We start from the raw sequence: 18,181 nt of genomic DNA, 5'->3' as shown, positions 1-18,181 counted from the left end.
TAACATTTAGTATAGAAAGGTAGATTAATAATGGCACTTAGAACTATCAGAGAATATGGAGATGACGTCCTTGCAAAAGAGTGCAGGGAAGTAAAAGAGATAACTCCAAGAGTTAAGGAACTGGTTGAGGATATGCTTGACACCATGTATGAAGCAAATGGCGTAGGTCTTGCGGCTCCTCAGGTTGGTGTCCTTAAGAGGATCGTTGTGATAGATGTTTCACCTGAAGCAGATCAGCCCCTTGTTATGATCAACCCTACAATCCTTGAAAGTAGCGGAGAGCAGACCGGATACGAGGGATGTCTTTCAATTCCTGGAAAGAGCGGGATCGTAACAAGACCTAACTATGTAAAGGCCAAGGCAACAGACCTTGATGGAAATGAGTACATAATTGAAGGTGAAGAACTTCTTGCAAGAGCTATCTGTCATGAGCTTGACCACCTTGACGGTCATATGTATGTTGAGAAGGTTGAGGGAGACCTCATCGACAATGAGGAACTTATAGCAAGACAACAGGAAGAGTACGAATCTAAGGAGTAATACTATAGATCCTTAAAAGAGAGGTCCACCCATGAAAAATAACTCTGACAAGCTTCTTTCGAGGCTGTTTTTTGGCATGCTTCCGGTGCAGATAATGATATTTGCCATGGGAGCCATCAACACCATCGTGGATGGAGCCATGGCTGGGCGCTACATAGATGCCTCTGCTGTGGGAGTCGTTGGACTATACTATTCCATGGTTGAGATCATGACCGCTGCGGGTTCGGTTCTCCTGGGAGGAACCGCAGTCCTGTGCGGAAGATATATGGGCAGGGGAGAGAGCAAAAGCACAGAAGGTATCTTTTCCCTGAATCTTACTGTCACTTTGATAGTAGGTGTGGTTTTGACCGCTGTAAGTCTCATTATTCCAGGACCTTTAGCGGTAGTTCTTGGTGCAAACAATGAGCTTAAGGGCGCTCTTGTGACCTATATTGTGGGCTATGGCATTGGCATTATTCCAATGCTCTTTGCTCAGCAGCTGGCGGCGTTTCTGCAGATGGAGCGTCAGTCACTAAGGGGCTACGTTGGAATTGCAGGTATGATAATTTCAAACGTGATCCTTGATGTTGTCTTCGTAGCAGTCCTTGATATGGGTATCTGGGGACTGGCTCTTGCCACATCTTTTAGTAATTTTGTGTATTTTCTTATTCTTGTGCCTTATTACGTTACTTCCAAGGCACAGCTTCGCTACAGTTTTGCAAATATACTATGGAAAGACTTATGGCCCCTTATCAAGATAGGATTTCCGGGAGCCATGCTTGTTTTTTGCATAGCACTAAGATATATGGTCATCAACAGGCTTCTTTTGCAATATGCCGGAAGCGATGGCCTTTCAGCCATGTCCTCCTTTAACATGGTATGCGGTATATTCATTGCATACTGCCTTGGCAACGGCGCTATAGTAAGGATGCTGATAAGCGTATTTGTTGGAGAAGAGGACAAGATATCCATGAGAAAGACGCTGCGCCTTGTATTTACCAAGGGTATGGCACTTTCTGTATTGGTGGCAGCAGTGATCTTTGCTATATCACCTTTCCTTACAGGAATATTCTTCCCTGACAGAAATTCAAACGTATATCACCTGGCATATCATCTGTTTGTTATTTATTCCTTCTGCATCCCGCTGATACTTATCTGCCAGATCTTTACCAATTACATGCAGGCTATGGGACATAATCTGTTTGTAAATATTCAGTCCATATTTGACGGCTTTTTTGCCATGGTCATTCCATCCCTTATCCTGGCACCTGTCATGGGAGCTATGGGCGTGTGGCTTGCCAATCCTATTGGCATTGTGATGACTATCCTCTTACTTCCAATTTACGGCGTCATCTATTGGAAACATGTTCCAAGAAATTTAGACGAGGTCATGTTTATTAAAAAAGGCTTTGGCGTTGCCCCTGAAGACGTACTTGATATATCCATAAGCACTCTTGACGGCGCTGCAAATGCTGCAGCAAGGATACAGGAATTCTGCACAGAGCATTCCATGGATAAAAAGAGCTCCTACATAGCGGGACTTTGTGTTGAGGAAATTGCAGTAAACATAGTGGAGAGGGGATTTAATGCTGATAAAAAGAGCCACTTTTTAACTGCTATGGCTATCTTCTTGGAGGACCATCTGGTGCTTCGCCTTAAGGATGATTGTCCTGCCTTTGATCCAAAAGAGATGGCACAGCTTTCTTCAGAAGATGGCGGAATGGACAACCTTGGTATACGAATGGTCTATGACATTGCTGATGACGTCAATTATCAGAACATGTTAGGACTTAATGTACTTACCATAACGATCAGACAGGAGAACCTCATCGAGAGAGAAGATGCGGATTTCCTTTTGGAAAAGAGGCTTTGGGCCCTCGATAAGGAACTTCATCAGAAGTTTAAGGATTCAGTTTTTGCCTGCGGTAAGGTCCTTACCAGGTACAGGCGCCTGTTTCCTGAGTATACTGATCACTCTGAGCTCCACAGCATGACAGTTATTGATTCATGTAACAGGCTCATAGGAAAAGAACAGATTGAAAAGCTAAATAAGGATGAAGTGTACTGTCTTCTCATGGCATGCTACCTTCATGATGCAGGAATGGGCATCAGCGAAAAGGACTTTGAGGAGTGCAAGGAAAAGTTTGGATATTCTGAGTTCTTTAAGGACCATCCAAATGCAACCAAGGCAGACTTTGTCAGGACTCGGCACAATGACTTTAGCGGTTACTTTATTGAGAAGTATAAGGACGTTTTTGAGATCCCATCAGATGAGCATGCCTTTGCCATCAGGCAGATTGCAAGAGGTCACAGAAAGACAGATCTTCTTGATGAAAAAGAGTATCCATCTGATCTTAAGGTGCCAAATGGAAATACCATCAATCTTCCTTATCTTGCAAGTCTCATAAGGCTGGCTGATGAGGTTGACGTTGTGGCCACCAGAAACCCCATCGTTCTTTACGACATAGAATCACTTACTGATGAAATTGAGATCGTCGAAAATAAAAAGTTAAATGCCATAAAGACCATGACTATGACAGGGGGAGCCTTCGTTCTTTCCTATGAGAGCGATGAGCAGAATATCATCGATGGTCTTGTGGAAATGACAGGAAGGATGCAGAAAACTCTTGACTACTGCAGGGAAGTAGTAAAAAAGAGATCGACCTTTACAATAAGTCAAAAAAAGGTTATTCTAAAGCGTCTTTAAGGAGAATGAACATATGAAAATAGTTTTTATGGGGACACCTGATTTTGCAAGGTCTGCCCTTGAGAAAATAATCGAGGCAGGACACGAGGTTTTACTTGTGGTGACTCAGCCAGACAAGCCCAAGGGCAGAAGCGGAGAGCTTCAGATATCAGACGTAAAGGCCTGTGCCCTTGAGCACAATATACCGGTATTTCAGCCGGTAAGGATCAAACTTCCTGAAAATGTGGCAGAGCTTAAAAAGTACGACGCTGACATATATGTGGTTGCAGCCTTTGGACAGATCCTGTCCCAGGAAATCCTTGATATTCCAAAGTTTGGATGCGTCAATATCCACGCTTCGATCCTTCCTGAATACAGGGGAGCTGCTCCCATACAGCAGGCTATAATCGATGGCAAAAAAACTACCGGCGTCACTATAATGCAGATGGCAGCAGGAATGGATACCGGAGATATTCTTCTTCAGAGAGAGATTCCTATTTCAGAGGACGAGACCGGAGGAGGACTGTTCGATAAGCTTGCTGCTCTTGGCGGAGAACTTATCGTAGAGGCTCTTCCTAAAATTGAAAAAGGCGAGCTTACTCCTGTTCCACAGGATGAGGAAAGGGCAACAAAGTGCGGAAAACTTTCCAAGGACATGGGCAGGATTGATTTTGAATGGGACGCAGAGGAAATAAGAAATCTTGTAAGAGGTCTTAATCCATGGCCTTCTGCCTTTACATATCTTGGGGGTAAGATGCTCAAGATATGGCAGGCCAAGACTTTGTCGGAGATAGACTTTAAGAGACTGTGTAAGGACTATGAATCTTTAAGCGGAGGTAAGGAAGGCGCATGGGCAGGAAAACCACAGCCTGGAATGATAGTTCTTTTGACCAGAGATTCATTTGTAGTAAGTTGCGGAAGTGACTACCTTCAAATCCTGGAGGTGCAGCTTGAGGGCAAAAAGAGGATGGATGTTAAGTCATTCCTTCTGGGAAACAAGCTGGAGGTAGGAACAATCCTTAGATAAAGAAAGGCAAAGGCATGTATTATTCAAGAGGATTGGATGTAGATTTTCTTATGTATATTCTGATGATAGTAATGGCTGTCATCTGCATGATATCAAGCTTTAGAGTTAAGTCTGTTTACAGGAAGTACTCAAAGGTCCTTGCCGGATGCGGCCTTACAGGTGCTCAGGCAGCTCTTGAGATACTTAGAAGAAACGGAATAGATGATGTAATAGTTCAGTATATTGGAGGAGACCTTACTGACAACTTCGATCCAAGAAGCAGGGCAGTTAACCTTTCAGAGGCCACCTACAATTCTGCAAGTGTTGCAGCAATAAGTGTGGCTGCTCACGAGTGCGGACATGTGATGCAGCACCAGGAAGGGTATCTGCCTTTGAGGATAAGAAGCTCCATTCTTCCCATGGCAAGCTTTGGATCAAAGGCAGGGGTTCCACTTATTGTATTGGGACTGTTCCTTAGCTTTTCTCCCCTTGTGACTGTTGGGATATGGGTGTTCTCGCTGGCAGTTCTTTTTCAGCTTGTAACCCTCCCGGTGGAGTTTGATGCTTCCAGAAGAGCTCTTTTAACCCTGGAAAATTCAGGACTTTTATCCTTTGAAGAAATAGACGGCGGCAGAAAAGTGCTCAAGGCAGCAGCCATGACTTATGTTGCCAGTGCGGCGGCAGCTGCTGTTCAGCTTATGAGATTTGTTCTTATGAATGGAAGACGAAGGGACTAATGGTTTATGGCTAACGTCAGAGAGCTGGTTTTGAATATACTTATAGAATACGAGAGAGATGGCGTAAGAAAGCCATCTCTTTTAAAGGACAGCTTAAATAAATATGACTATCTTGAGACCAGGGACAAGGCCTTTATGAAGAGAGTTGTGGATGGCTGCATCGAGAGACAGATACAGATCGATTACATCCTTGATACATTTTCCAAGACGCCTACAGCCAAGATGCAGCCCTTTATCAGGAATCTCCTTCGTATGAGTGTGTATCAGATACTGTTTATGGATCAGGTTCCGGATTCTGCGGCCTGCAATGAGGCGGTCAAGCTGGCTGGCAAGCATAAGTTCCAGGGACTTAAGGGATTTGTAAACGGAGTTCTTAGAAATATCGCAAGAAACAGGGACAAGATAGCTTACCCTGATAAAGCTATTGATGGGGGATCAGAGTACCTTTCAACTCTCTACTCCATGCCAAAGTGGATCTGCGATATGTGGATAGACGTCTATGGTTTTGAAAAAACTGAAGGGATGCTTAAGTTCTTTTTAGAGCCAAGACCAACTACAGTAAGGCTAAGCGCCAACGCTCTTAAGAAACTCTATGGCAAAGACACAGATAGTGATGATAAGCTTTTTGGTGATTACATTGAAAAGCTATCTGCTGCAGGTGTTGTGGTTAAAAGAAGTGACATCCTGCCCTATGCCCTTGAACTTGAAAAGACTGATAATATCAGATTCCTTCCGGGATTTGATGAGGGAGCATTCTTTGTACAGGACGTAAGCTCAATGCTTGTGACTGAGATCGCAGGTGTGGAGCCTTCCGACGTTGTTGTTGATGTCTGTGCAGCACCTGGTGGAAAGAGCCTTCATGCAGCCGAGAGAGCAAGTACGGTACTATCCCGTGATGTGTCCGAGAGAAAGTGCGAACTCATCAGGGAAAATGCTGAGCGCATGGGACTTGGAAACGTTAAAGTTGAGCTTCACGATGCCAAGATCCACGACCGAAATATGGAAAACAAGGCGGACGTGATTTTCCTTGACCTTCCCTGCTCAGGACTTGGTATAATTGGCAGAAAGAATGACATTAAATATAACGCCTCAAAAAAGGGACTTACGGAACTGTCCTCTCTTCAGTGGGAGATCATAAAGACTGTCTGGGATTATGTAAAACCCGGCGGAACTTTAATGTATTCCACCTGTACAGTTAACAGACAGGAGAATGAGGAGATGGTAGGGCGCATCTGCTTGGAGCTTCCTTTTGAGATGGTGGACTTTTCAGAAAAGCTTCCAAAGGCGCTTACTGAGGGCACTTTTGGGCAGGAACTTGTAAGGTCAGCAAAAAATGGTTATATTCAGCTTATCCCTGGAGCCTTTGGCACAGATGGATTTTTCATAGCAAAGCTAAAGAGGGTATGATCAGGAGTTTATTACATGGGTACATTTGGAGAGTATATTAAAAGCGCACTGGCCAGCATCGGCAGCAACAAGGGAAGATCATTTCTTACCATGCTTGGTATCATAATCGGTATTTCTTCTGTGCTTACAGTGCTTATAATCGGTGATGGTATGAAAGCTACCATCAACAGTGAGATAGATTCCATCGGAGCTACATCTGTTTCTGTCAGCCTTGATGTCACCAAAACAGATAAGACATTTACTTATGAGAACCTGCTTGCTATACAGGGAGCTCTTAGCGACATCTACGGCGTCAGCCCAAATATAAGTGCTTTTGGCACCGCTGTGGCAGGAAGAAACAGCTTTTCAGTAATGCTGACTGGTGGAATGGAAGCCTCAAAGGAGTCCTCTGGCATCAAGATGCTTCACGGCAGATACTACAACCAGGGCGATGTGGATGATGCCAAAAATGTAGTTGTCATTAGTCAGACGGCGGCCAATAATCTCTTTGGCTATGAGGATGTAATAGGACAGACCGTGTCCATTACAGCCTTTGACCTTACAGCAGATTTCGCAGTCATTGGTATAAGGGAAGATACTTCCATGGATATTGCCTACTCAAGCTGGGGAGAGGATGCAATGGTAGCCATGGATGCTCCATATACTGCAGTGGCAAACTCCTTTGATATGAACATCGATAATTCTGTCACCACTTTTAATATCTATCTGGATGGCGACTACAAGAACAAGGTTCTGTCACAGGCAAGACCAGTTGTGGAAAATGTAATGGAGCTTCGCGGAGAAAACGCAGTAAAGCTATCCTCCGGATCTGGATTTGACCAGACAACCAATTCTATATTGAACATTGTAACTTCAGTAGTAGCCATCATCGCAGCAATATCACTTCTTGTTGGCGGTATCGGCGTCATGAATATCATGACAGTATCCGTTACAGAAAGGACCAGAGAGATTGGCATCAGAAAGTCCCTTGGAGCCACAACATCTTCTATCCTTGTGCAGTTCCTTGCTGAGGCAGCTATTCTTACCTTCACAGGTGGAATAATAGGAATTGCTTTTGGACTGTCAATTGCGGCTCTTATCTGCAAGATAGTGGGATTTTCTTTCATGGTAAATCCGCTTCTTGTGGCAATTGTAGTTATGATATCAACAGCAATAGGTCTTTTCTTTGGAATCTATCCAGCCAAGAGAGCAGCAGATCTTGATCCTATCGAAGCTCTTAGAACCGAGTGAGGATCAGTATTAACTTATGGAAAAAGAATATATTTTAGCAACAGACAATAAAATAGACTTAAAGTCCCTTGATATTGATGAACTTAAGGAATGCATAAAGGGCATGAATGAACCGGCTTTCAGGGCAAAACAGCTCTTTGAGTGGCTCCATGTCAAGCAGGCAGGTGGATATGATGAAATGACCAATATCCCCAAGTCCCTTAAGGAAAAGCTGGCCAGGGACTTTTCTTTTACAAGCCTCGAAGTAGTTGAGGTCCAGGAGTCTCATATTGATGAGACCAAGAAATTCCTTTTTGCACTTTCTGACGGTAACGTTATTGAGAGCGTCTTCATGAAGTACAGGTTTGGAGTCAGCGTCTGCATTTCATCCCAGGTAGGATGTCGCATGGGCTGTAAGTTCTGCGCATCTACCCTTGATGGCGTTGTAAGAAACCTCCTTCCTTCAGAGATGCTGGATCAGATATATTCCATTGCAAGATATACGGGAGAAAAGATTGGAAGAGTCGTTGTTATGGGAAGCGGAGAGCCGCTTGATAACTACGATAACCTTCTTAGGTTTATCAAGCTTTTAACTGATGAAAATGGAATGAACCTTGGCCAGAGAAACCTTACAGTTTCAACCTGCGGAATAGTTCCAAATATTCTGAGGCTGGCAGATGAAAGGCTTTCCATCAATCTTGCTCTTTCATTACACGCATCCAATGACCAAAAGCGAAAAGAGCTAATGCCAATAGCTAACAAATACAGCATAAGTGAGGTTTTGGACGCCTGCAAAGCGTATTTTGAAAAGACAGGGCGCCAGCTGACCTTTGAGTATTCGCTGGTGGCAGGAGTAAATGATACCGAGGAAGATGCCAGGGAGCTGTCAGCTCTTTTGTCAGGGCTTAACGCAGTTGTTAACCTGATACCGGTGAACCCCATCAAAGAGAGAGACTTTAAGCCCACAGACCGCTCTGGTGCTGTGGCGTTCAAAAATAAACTTGAAAAAAGCCGAATAAATGTTACTATTAGAAGAGAAATGGGCAGGGATATTGATGGAGCCTGCGGGCAGTTGCGAAGGCGCCATTTACAAGGAAATTAAGACCACCTGCTTTTTTTCCGTGATGAAATTTAGAGGTACCACCAGGAGGCAATTTTGCTTAAGACTTTTTCCATTACCGACATCGGAAAAAAGAGAAAACTGAATCAGGATTATGTCTTTTCATCTGACAGGAAGATTGGAAATCTCTCAAACGTGTTCATTGTTGCTGATGGCATGGGAGGCCACAACGCCGGTGACTATGCATCAAGATTTACAGTAGACACAATGGTTGAAGAGATTGAAAAGAGCTTTGAACAGAGCCCGGTAAAGATCTTGGAAAATGCCATCAAGATTGCCAACAGAAAGCTTCGCGAAAAGGCAGCAGAGAACGAGGAACTCTTTGGCATGGGAACTACTGTAGTAGCATGCACGGTTCTTGGAAGATATCTGCAGGTTGCCAACGTAGGAGATTCAAGGCTCTACGTTATCAATGACAAGATCACTCAGATCACAAGAGATCACTCCCTGGTTGAAGAGATGGTCAGAATGGGTGGTATTGACAGAGAGACCGCAAGGACTCATCTGGATAAAAATATAATCACTAGGGCAATCGGTGCCACTGAAACAGTAGACATCGACTTTTTTAATGTGGAGTTAAATCGTGGGGATATGGTCCTTCTGTGTTCTGACGGTCTTACCAACATGCTTGAGGATGAAGAGATCCGCATGATAGTAAGCGGCCAGAGGGATATAGTCGAAAAGGCTCAAAAGCTGGTTGTGGCTGCCAATAACAACGGCGGCAAGGACAACATTGCGGTTATTCTGATCGAGCCCTTTGCAGAAGAGACCCCGCGCGATGGAGGAATAGATGGTTAAGATAGGGATGGTGATCGGCGATCGCTACGAGGTGCTTGAAAAGATCGGCACCGGCGGAATGTCCGATGTATATAAAGCAAAAGATCATAAATTAAACAGACTTGTGGCAGTGAAGGTATTAAAGCAGGAGTTTTCAGAGAATGAGAATTTCGTGTCCAAGTTCCGTGTAGAGGCTCAGTCCACTGCAGGACTCCTTCATCCTAACACTGTTAATGTCTATGATGTTGGCGATGAGGATGGCATCAACTACATAGTAATGGAGCTGGTTGATGGCATCACGCTTAAGAAATATATTGAAAAGAAATCCCGCCTCTCCGTAAAAGAGGCTGTCAGCATTGCAATCCAGGTTGCAATGGGTCTTGAGGCTGCCCACAACAACGGCATTATTCACAGGGATATCAAGCCTCAGAACATTATGATCAGCAAGGAAGGGAAGGTTAAGGTCACAGACTTTGGTATTGCCAAGGCCGCTACCAGCAACACCATAACTTCCAACGTCATGGGCTCCGTCCATTACACCTCTCCAGAGCAGGCAAGAGGTGGCTACAGCGATGCCAAGAGTGATATCTATTCACTTGGTATCACACTGTTTGAGATGCTCACAGGAAGAGTCCCTTTTAATGGCGATACGACTGTTGCCATTGCCATCAAGCACATTCAGGAGGACCTTCCAAGTCCTGTTGAGTACAACGACGAGATTCCAATAAGTGTTGAAAAGATTGTCCTTAAGTGCTGCCAGAAGAGCCCTGACAGACGTTATCAGAGCGCTGCAGAGCTAATTGCAGACCTTAAGAGATCACTTATAACTCCTGACAAGGACTTTGTTAATCTTGTGGATCCTGATGAAGAGGGTGCTACTAGAGTTGCGTCTGAGGAGGAAATGGCCGAGGCCGGTGAGAGATTGTCTGACACAGAGCAGATGAGACTTAAGGCCGACGTCATGGGCGAGTACGACGAAGATGACCGCTACGATGATTACGACAGCGGACGTAGGAAAAAGAGATCTGACTATGACGAGATGGATGACCTATATGACTACGACAGGCCGCGAAACAGGAACCGCCGCAGTTCTTCTTCATCCAATCAGGGTGGTAGCAAGATTGAGAAGATGACCATTATTATGGCCATCATTTCAGCTGCACTTGTTGGATTTATAGTATTGCTTCTTCTTGGAAGAAGCCTTGGGCTGTTTGGCGCATCTGATGAAGCTTCAGAAGATGGCAGCGCAGCACAGTCCATCACAGCAGATTCAGAGGACAATACAGATGGCATACAGATCCCTGATGTTACTGGTAAGACATACGCAGAGGCCGTTTCGATCCTTCAGGATGATAAGGGCTTTAAGGTTAGTAAAGAGGCAGATTCTAAGAATACAGCTGCCAAGGATACAGTAGTTTCAACTTCTCCTTCTGCAGGGGAGAGAGCAAAGAGCGGATCAACGATCAAGGTTTATGTCAGCGATGGATCAAACTACAGCGCATCTGCAGCAACAACCGAGGTTTCAACAGCCAAGTCTGAGGGCCAGGTTACAGTTCCCAATATCATTGGTATGACATCAGAGGATGCTGTCATTACACTGGTTGAGGCTGGACTTGAAGCAGGCAGCATTGTTGAGACCAGCAACGAAGACTCAAATCTTACAGGTCTTATCTGTGCCCAGTCAATTGCTGTTGGCACATCAGTTTCAGAGGGCACCAAGATCAACATGGAACTCTCAACAGGACCTGCAAGTGTTACATACAGCTATAACGCCGATATTTCAGCACCTACTGAAGGCGAGAACTACAATTATGGCATTCCTGTTAAGGTTACTCTGGTGACTTCAGATGGCACCACACTTCTTAGCACCACAACATCTGATTTCCCTGTTCAGGGCACCTATAAGGGTATTACAGCACCTACAGGAACCATCACTTTTGTTTATACTGCAACAACTCCAACCACCACCAATCCTGATACAGGCGAAACAACTGGTGGAGACAGCATCGAGTACACAGTAACCAGAGCAGTGACATTTACTCAGGAGAATTAACCCTTTATGCAGGGAAGGATAGTCAAGGGTATCGCCGGGTTTTACTATGTGGAGGTCAAAGGGCCTTTAGTTTATGAATGCAAGGCCAAGGGAATCTTTCGCAAAGATGGTATAAAACCAATAGTAGGCGATAATGTTGAGATTGAAATAATAGATGAGGACCAGAGGCAGGGGAATCTTGTAAAGATCCTGCCAAGGACCAATACGCTAATAAGACCGCCTGTTGCCAATGTAGACCAGGCGGTTATTTTGTTTGCCATTGTTAAGCCAAACCCCAATTACAACCTTCTCGATAAGTTCCTTATCACCATGAGGCAGGCTTCGCTTCCGGTTATCATCTGCTTTAACAAGCAGGATATAGCAACGGGGGAGGAACAGCAGGAGCTTTACGACGCATATGAAAAGTGTGGATACCAGGTCCTTTTCATCAGCGTAAAAGAGGAACGTGGTCTTGATGAACTTAAGACTCTTTTAAAAGGTAAGACCTCAACTCTTGCGGGACCAAGCGGCGTTGGCAAGTCATCTCTTTTAAATAAGCTTGTACCTGATGCCAGCATGCAGACAGGGGAGCTTTCAAAAAAGATCGACAGAGGCAAAAACACTACAAGGCATTCAGAGCTCTTTTTGGTAAAAGAGCTTACAGATGATGAGGAAGAAACCTTCATAATAGACACTCCTGGATTTACTTCATTGGAGCTTCGGGATGTAAATACGGATTCTCTTATGAATTATTATCCTGAGTTTGTAGAATATGAACCGGAATGCAGATTCGGAGGCTGCTCACATATAGCTGAGCCAGACTGTGGCGTAAAAAACGCCGTAAAAGAAGGGAAAGTATCAAAGGTCAGATACGACAACTACAAGGTTATCTATTCTGAACTTAAGGGAATGAGACCAGATTACTCAAAGGGGAAAAAGAGATGAAGATATATCTTACAAGACATGGACAGACTGACTACAACAAAAAGAGAATGATGCAGGGCAGAAGTGATATCCCCCTTAACGAAGTTGGAATGGCTCAGGCTACCGAGAGAAGAAAACAGCTTGGGGATATTAAGTTTGACGCGGTCTATTCAAGTCCCCTTATAAGGGCGGTGAAGACAGCGTCCATCATTGGTAATGTCAGTGAGGATCAGATCATAACTGATGAGAGGATCATTGAGGCAGATTTTGGCAAGTATGAGCTTATGGGTTATTTTGCCACAGGACCAAGGATGATCGCGTACTGGACACTTCCGGAAATATTTCCTGCCCCAAAGGGGGTTGAGACCATAAAGGAGATGAGGGAGAGAACAGCGTCATTTATTGAGGAACTTGAAAAGAAGGATTACGAGAATGTCCTTGTGGCTTGCCACGGCGGAATAATCCGTCCCATAAGAGGCTACCTAGAGGGCAAAAAAAGCGGCATAATCTGGCGCCCCCGTCCCAAGAACTGCGAAATATTTGTCTACGAATCTATAGGTGGCAAGAGAAGACTAATAGAGGATATACAGTAATACATGAATGAAAAAAGATAGAGACGGCTCATACCGTCTCTCTTTGTTTGCGCACCTGATCATTCTACTTCGTGAAGCGCGTAGTATGTGTTTTTGTAGTTGATAAGGACAGGTGCCGAGGAGAATGCATTATCTCCTATATAGCACCTGTCTTTTTCTTTATCGAAAGTGTACTTCTTATTTTCCTTGTCGTGCTCGTTGATATACTTAAGGGCCTCGTCTAAGGTTTCGTCCCCTTTGCAAAGATGAATATTCATAACCTGGCTCTCCCAAACATGTTTTTCTTTTCCTATTATAGTCATGAACTACCATGACCGATGTTATCGGAAATGGTTTCTACAATACCATGCGGTATAGTAAGGCACGTTCACTGTGCCGCTACTCCGTCGGGAAGTCCCTTCGGCATACTTTAAGTGTTATATATGCGCTTGTGGCGCTTGGGAACAAACACCTTGTATATTTTACGTGCCATAGGTTCTTTGTTTGTTAGATTCATGGCACAACCCGCTATATACAGTTTTCAAGGTTCCGATATGTTTATTCTATCACGAACAGTTGTTCGTGTAAAGGCAATTCATCCCACATCCGATTTCATCGATTTCATCGGAAGGGGTTTTCTCGCAAGTTATTTATAAATCAAAAAAATTTCCCCTACTATTTTTCATTCGTATAAGGAAGAAAAGCAGGTGTTGAGAAAGATTTACTTCTCAGCATCTGCTTTTTTCTTTAAAATAGGTTATACTCATACTTTGGGGAATGAATCTCATCCGGAGGTGGAAATTGAAACACATAGTGTACAGGATAGCAAGGAAGATAGTATCCATTGTGATACCTGCATATCAGACAGAAAAAGGCGAGAACCTTCCTGACGGGCCTGCAATAGTTGTTGGCAATCACTCCCAGGCCTATGGCCCTATTGCAGCAGAGCTTTATTTTCCCAGGAAACACTACACCTGGTGTATTTCTGAGATGATGGAAAGAGAGAAGGTTGCAGACTATGCCTACAAGGATTTCTGGTCAAAAAAGCCGGCTCTCCTAAGGCCTTTTTACAGGCTCTTTTCATATATAATCCCGGGCCTTGCGGAGATTATTTTTACTAATGCAGATACACTGCCTGTTTACAGGGATAAGCGCGTCATGAAGACCTTTCAGCTATCCTGCGACAAGCTTAAAGAGGGAGCTATGATTGTTATTTTTCCTGAGGACTACACAGAATATAACAATATAGTTCATGAGTTTCAGAGGGGATTTGTCCATGTGGCCAAGTACTACTACAGACAGTATAAAGAGCCTGTCCCTTTTGTGCCTATGTATGTCTGCCCCGGACTTCACAAGCTGGTATTTGGAAAGCCCATAATGTACGACCCTAAGGCTTCCCAAAAAGATGAAGCTGAGAGGATATGTAAGTACCTTCAGGAGAGCATATCAGAGCTTGCTTACGCCCAGCCAAGACACCGGGTGGTGCCTTACCCCAATGTTTCAAAAAAAGATTATCCGTTTAATGAAAGATTATAATGAAAAAACCGGTTGTTGATTATAGAAAACTAAGACTATCCAATATTACAAGTAATGAATACAGGCATTTACTGTTGCTGCTGGGGTGGGTAGGATACCTTGTCATGTATCTCATGACAGAGAATTTTATCCCGGAGAGCAGCTGTCACGTGGTCCACAGTAGGATCGATGATCTGATACCTTTCAATGAATATTTTGTTATATTCTATGTATCCTGGTATTTTTTCATGGTATTGTCGCTCCTTTATTTTGTGCTATATGACATAAAGGGCTTTGTCAGGGCGCAAAAGCTCATCGTAGGTATGCAGATAATAGCTGTCATCACTTATATCCTGTGGCCCTCTGTTCAGAACATGAGGCCGGAAGCTTTTGCACATGATAACGTTCTTACAAGGCTTCTGGGGTATATTTATAAGGTGGATACACCTACGGGAGTTTGTCCGTCGCTTCATGTGGGATATACCCTGGCTGTTTTGTCAGCGCATCTTGCAGCAAGAGATCACAAGCTCATAAAAAAGGTTCTTTTAGCCCTGTGGTCATTTATGATATGCATATCGGTGTGTTTTGTTAAGCAGCATTCCTTTATCGATGTATGTGCTGCAGTTATACTTTATTTGTTTCTGGAAATTGTTTTATTTGGAAGGGATATTAAATTGGGAAAAAGAAGAATCGGAGATCGGCGTGACGGAGAGCTTATAAGAGACATAGATTCCATGCACTACATTATGCCACTGATGTATCCAAACAGATGTGACAATGAGGCCTACATGAAGCTCTCAGTGGAAATTGCAGGTACAGAGGAATACATAAGAAACTATAACAAAGAGCACCCTGATGAAAGAATTGCTATCTTTGACATAGTTATAGCAGCGGCTCTCAGGACCATAAGGCAAAGACCTCAGATGAACCGTTTTATCGCCAACCAGACCATGTACCAGAGAAGATGTGTCACGGCAGCTTTTACGGTAAAAAAAGAGTTCAGGGATGATGCAGATGAGACCCTTGCAAGGATTGTTGCAGAGGATACGGACACTCTTTTCACCATAAGTCATAAAGTAAGAGAGCAGATAGCTCTCTGCAAGAAGGAGGACGATGAGTCCACCGAAGCCATGAACTTTATTATGAAGATCCCGGGTAAACACCTTATCGGTGCTATAGCAAGGTTTTTAGACAGACACGGCTGGATGCCACAGTCTGTTATAGCAACAGACCCTTACCAGTGTTCTGTAGTGCTGTCAAACCTTGGATCCCTTGGCCTTGATATTGGATATCACCACCTGATGAACTGGGGAACCAATTCAATCTTTATTATAATAGGAACCAAGAAGTTCAAGCCTTACCACGATCAGGACGGAAATGTCACCATGAAAAAAGAGCTTGATCTGGCATTTACAATAGATGAGAGAATATCTGACGGATTCTACTATGCCCGCTCAATCAGGCTTATGAAGACTCTGATCGAGAATCCCAAGCTCTTGGAGGAATCACTTTCTGAGCAGGTGAAAAGATGACATCAAAACAGTGAATGATAATCGAAAACATGCTAAAAGCATCAAATTGCGAATAACAGCTTGTTAAAACTTGAACAATCCTTGTGGGCGTAGTATAATCGTGCCTTGGTGGGTTTCCACCTAAGGAGGAAAAAAGATGTTAAAATTCGAAAAAGTATTTAACATGGACAAGGAAAAAAACGCTTTAGCAGTAGAGAAAGCTCTTGAAAACGGCCGGGGTAAAGAGTACCTTAACTCTTTCCTTACTGAGTCACAGGGCGCTGGCGTGCTTAATCTTGCCAAGGCGCAGGTTATGATCACTGCAAACTATGTATGTCACTTTGGGGATTTCAAGAGAAGCATTGTTATCCTTCCTGTCAAGGATATCACAAATGTTTACTGCTCAAACTGCTTCTATGGCTCTTACGATTACAACTTCAAGGCTATAGCTGTAGAGACTATTAATGGCGAGACCTTCTATTTCTCAAAATGTTCAAAAGTACAGAACGTACCTGATTTCAACACTGTACTCAGCACTCTTGCAGAGCGCTGCAAAGCAAATGAAGGAAGCCTTATAGCTTAATAGGAGGAGAGTAAAGATGTTTATTTTATACGGAACAAGAAAAAAGATCAAATTAGACAGAAATCTTGGCAGATGCGTATGCCCTAACTGCCATCACGATGTAGAGAGAACTCTTGCAAGAGAGAAGTTTGCTGTTACACTTTTCTACATTCCGGTTCTTGGCTGGACTTCAAAGCGCCTTATCGTTTGCCCTTGCTGCGGCGATTCAGAGGTACTTACTGGAGCACAGTATAAAGAGCTTAAGAATGCCTGAGAATTTTAAACTCTCAATATGAGCGTGATCAGTATATTAAAGGCCGTGGCGAATGCCACGGCCTTGTTATATCTAAGAAAAGATATGGTGTATTACTGTATTCCAGTTGCATCTCTGTATTCTTTAAATAGAACTTCAAGATAGTCAGGATCAGAAGTTGCTCTTAATACATCTGAAGATCTGTCATTTTCAAAAAGCCATGAATACAGTTCATTGACACTTGTTATTCCTTGAGACACGCCTTGGGTAATACCTTGAGAGATACCTTGTGCTAACCCTTTGTCATATGCCTCATCAGCAAATACCTGCAGTTGCTCTTCTGCTGTACATTCAAGCGAACACATATCAATGGCCTCCTTCCTGTTAGCTACGAAGAAATCCTGTCACTGCGACTATAGCATCCTGTGATATCATTGTAAATAGGACAACAGTAATCTTAAGAATTTCTGCTGTTAATCTTAAGAAAGCCTTAAGGAGTTTACGGAATAACGCTATGAATAAACTAGAATTTGGAAATCCCGATGCTAATATAGTCTTGATCCAGATGGTGGACGAACATGACCTTGAAGGAATTGAAAACGAGGTCGCTCTTATAAGTAAAAATGCCAAGATGGACTTTCGCCTTGTTGCGCTGAAGATCAATAACTGGAACAATGACCTTTCACCATGGCAGGCTCCTGCTGTGTTTGGGAAGGAGGACTTTGGCGGTAACGCAGAAGCTGCCTTAAAAGAGGTACTTTCCCAGTGCGCCGACGACAGCAAGACTTACTACATAGGCGGATACTCACTTGCAGGTCTCTTTGCCCTTTGGGCAGCCTATCAGACGGATATCTTTGAGGGCGTTGCAGCAGCATCCCCATCTATCTGGTTTCCGGGATTTGTAGATTACATGGAAAAAAGCGATCTGAAAGCTTCCAAAGTGTATTTAAGTCTTGGAGACAAAGAAGAAAAGGTAAGAAACCCTGTTATGGCGAAGGTGGGTGACGATATCCGCAGAGCCCATGCAATCCTTCAAAACAAGCAGATCGTAACGACCCTTGAGTGGAACCCTGGCAATCATTTTAGAGATCCAGATATAAGAACAGCCAAGGCTTTTTCATGGGTCATTAACCAAAACGCATAAAAAGTGATACAATTAACTTGTATATACCTCATTGTTGCAGACATATAGGAGAAAACCTATGGTTTTGTATCTTACAGGCAGTTTTATTCCTTATCAGGAAATAGATAGTTATGAGAAAAAAGATCCTGGGGAATGCTATGGCTTTTTTGAGGACCTTAAGCAGGAATGGCCTGAGTCTGCAAACATTCTGTATGTTCCCTGTGACCC

Annotated in this window: 18 protein-coding genes; 16 read left to right on the top strand and 2 right to left on the bottom strand. The window is 43.6% G+C overall.

Features of this window, described 5'->3' with window-relative positions:
• The first annotated feature begins 30 nt into the window (after positions 1-30).
• From def to J6I68_RS06635, 11 genes are read left to right on the top strand one after another with little or no spacing between them, the layout of a single operon-like run.
• A complete protein-coding gene (gene def / locus J6I68_RS06685) occupies positions 31-540 on the top strand; it encodes a peptide deformylase (protein WP_292218739.1) in 510 nt (169 codons plus the stop codon).
• Between the two features lie 31 nt (positions 541-571).
• Positions 572-3,226: an HD domain-containing protein gene (locus tag J6I68_RS06680; protein ID WP_292218736.1), complete on the top strand. Its 2,655-nt coding sequence runs from the start codon at positions 572-574 to the stop codon at positions 3,224-3,226.
• 13 nt (positions 3,227-3,239) lie between these two features.
• A complete protein-coding gene (gene fmt, locus J6I68_RS06675) occupies positions 3,240-4,232 on the top strand; it encodes a methionyl-tRNA formyltransferase (RefSeq protein WP_292218733.1) in 993 nt (330 codons plus the stop codon).
• A 14-nt stretch (positions 4,233-4,246) separates the two neighbouring features.
• A complete protein-coding gene (locus J6I68_RS06670; protein WP_292218730.1) occupies positions 4,247-4,948 on the top strand; it encodes a zinc metallopeptidase in 702 nt (233 codons plus the stop codon).
• A gap of 6 nt (positions 4,949-4,954) precedes the next feature.
• Positions 4,955-6,355 (top strand): 16S rRNA (cytosine(967)-C(5))-methyltransferase RsmB, encoded by a 1,401-nt coding sequence (gene rsmB / locus J6I68_RS06665; protein ID WP_292218728.1) that lies wholly within the window; start codon positions 4,955-4,957, stop codon positions 6,353-6,355.
• Positions 6,356-6,370: 15 nt separating this feature from the next.
• Positions 6,371-7,585 carry an ABC transporter permease gene (locus tag J6I68_RS06660; protein ID WP_292218726.1) on the top strand — a complete coding sequence of 405 codons (1,215 nt, stop codon included), beginning with the start codon at positions 6,371-6,373 and terminating at the stop codon, positions 7,583-7,585.
• Between the two features lie 16 nt (positions 7,586-7,601).
• Positions 7,602-8,666, top strand: a complete 1,065-nt coding sequence (rlmN, locus tag J6I68_RS06655) for a 23S rRNA (adenine(2503)-C(2))-methyltransferase RlmN (protein WP_292218725.1) — start codon at positions 7,602-7,604, stop codon at positions 8,664-8,666.
• Between the two features lie 54 nt (positions 8,667-8,720).
• Positions 8,721-9,482: a Stp1/IreP family PP2C-type Ser/Thr phosphatase gene (locus J6I68_RS06650; protein ID WP_292218723.1), complete on the top strand. Its 762-nt coding sequence runs from the start codon at positions 8,721-8,723 to the stop codon at positions 9,480-9,482.
• Complete coding sequence (gene pknB, locus J6I68_RS06645; protein WP_292218719.1) at positions 9,475-11,514, top strand: Stk1 family PASTA domain-containing Ser/Thr kinase; 2,040 nt, start codon at positions 9,475-9,477, stop codon at positions 11,512-11,514. The genes J6I68_RS06650 and pknB overlap by 8 nt, the downstream gene beginning before the upstream one ends.
• 6 nt (positions 11,515-11,520) lie before the next feature.
• Complete coding sequence (gene rsgA / locus J6I68_RS06640; protein WP_292218717.1) at positions 11,521-12,438, top strand: ribosome small subunit-dependent GTPase A; 918 nt, start codon at positions 11,521-11,523, stop codon at positions 12,436-12,438.
• On the top strand, positions 12,435-13,010 hold the full coding sequence (locus J6I68_RS06635; protein WP_292218715.1) for a histidine phosphatase family protein: 576 nt from the start codon (positions 12,435-12,437) through the stop codon (positions 13,008-13,010). The genes rsgA and J6I68_RS06635 overlap by 4 nt, the downstream gene beginning before the upstream one ends.
• A 59-nt stretch (positions 13,011-13,069) precedes the next feature.
• Here the strand turns inward: J6I68_RS06635 and J6I68_RS06630 are convergent, their stop codons facing one another.
• The gene (locus J6I68_RS06630) at positions 13,070-13,267 is read right to left on the bottom strand and encodes a hypothetical protein (protein ID WP_292218713.1); all 198 of its coding nucleotides are present in this window, start codon (positions 13,265-13,267) and stop codon (positions 13,070-13,072) included.
• Between the two features lie 523 nt (positions 13,268-13,790).
• Here J6I68_RS06630 and J6I68_RS06625 point away from each other — a divergent pair.
• The 4 genes from J6I68_RS06625 (at position 13,791) to J6I68_RS06610 (ending at position 16,851) form a co-directional block, all read left to right on the top strand.
• Positions 13,791-14,525, top strand: coding sequence for a lysophospholipid acyltransferase family protein (locus J6I68_RS06625; RefSeq protein WP_292218711.1), 735 nt, complete (start codon positions 13,791-13,793; stop codon positions 14,523-14,525).
• Positions 14,525-16,036, top strand: coding sequence for a 2-oxo acid dehydrogenase subunit E2 (locus J6I68_RS06620; protein ID WP_292218710.1), 1,512 nt, complete (start codon positions 14,525-14,527; stop codon positions 16,034-16,036). The genes J6I68_RS06625 and J6I68_RS06620 overlap by 1 nt, the downstream gene beginning before the upstream one ends.
• Positions 16,037-16,172: 136 nt before the next feature.
• On the top strand, positions 16,173-16,598 hold the full coding sequence (locus J6I68_RS06615; protein ID WP_292218709.1) for a hypothetical protein: 426 nt from the start codon (positions 16,173-16,175) through the stop codon (positions 16,596-16,598).
• Positions 16,599-16,614: 16 nt separating this feature from the next.
• On the top strand, positions 16,615-16,851 hold the full coding sequence (locus J6I68_RS06610; protein ID WP_292218708.1) for a zinc-ribbon domain-containing protein: 237 nt from the start codon (positions 16,615-16,617) through the stop codon (positions 16,849-16,851).
• Between the two features lie 92 nt (positions 16,852-16,943).
• Here the strand turns inward: J6I68_RS06610 and J6I68_RS06605 are convergent, their stop codons facing one another.
• On the bottom strand, positions 16,944-17,195 hold the full coding sequence (locus J6I68_RS06605; protein ID WP_292218706.1) for a hypothetical protein: 252 nt from the start codon (positions 17,193-17,195) through the stop codon (positions 16,944-16,946).
• Positions 17,196-17,344: 149 nt separating this feature from the next.
• Between J6I68_RS06605 and J6I68_RS06600 the strand changes: the two genes are divergently transcribed.
• Positions 17,345-17,974, top strand: a complete 630-nt coding sequence (locus J6I68_RS06600) for an esterase (RefSeq protein ID WP_292218703.1) — start codon at positions 17,345-17,347, stop codon at positions 17,972-17,974.
• Positions 17,975-18,181: the final 207 nt, after the last annotated feature.

The organism is Butyrivibrio sp. (assembly GCF_017940685.1).
Lineage (GTDB): Bacteria > Bacillota > Clostridia > Lachnospirales > Lachnospiraceae > Butyrivibrio.
This window is presented reverse-complemented; position numbering and strand designations above follow the sequence as displayed.